The organism is Pseudoalteromonas sp. SIMBA_162, from assembly GCF_046535955.1.
Classification (GTDB): domain Bacteria; phylum Pseudomonadota; class Gammaproteobacteria; order Enterobacterales; family Alteromonadaceae; genus Pseudoalteromonas; species Pseudoalteromonas marina.
On record NZ_JAWJBQ010000387.1, the window covers coordinates 1 to 273 of the forward strand.

Annotated in this window: 1 protein-coding gene; it reads right to left on the bottom strand. The window is 63.0% G+C overall.

All coding sequences use genetic code 11. From position 1 onward, the window contains the following. Positions 1 to 19 precede the first annotated feature (19 nt). On the bottom strand, positions 20 to 273 hold a 254-nt coding region (locus R0J88_RS20155; protein ID WP_410900898.1), incomplete at its 5' end, for a GNAT family N-acetyltransferase.

Consider the following 273-nt stretch of genomic DNA (forward strand, 5'->3'; position numbering starts at 1 on the left):
GGGATACAAGGCGGCTGTCTCAGGCGTTGGGGTTGTCCACCAGAATGCGCGAGAAGCGCACGATCTCGGCATTGCGGTTGGACCAGCCAAGACGCTCCCAGAAGCGATGAGCGTCATGGTTGTCGTGCAGGGTATCCAGATGCACCTTGTCGATGCCTTCGCTGGCCAAGGCTGCCAGACAGCGGTCGATCAGCGTGCTGGCGATGCCCTGGCCACGCATGTCCGGCGCCGTCATCACATGCTGAAGAGAGCCGCGCTTGACGTCAGGGCCCG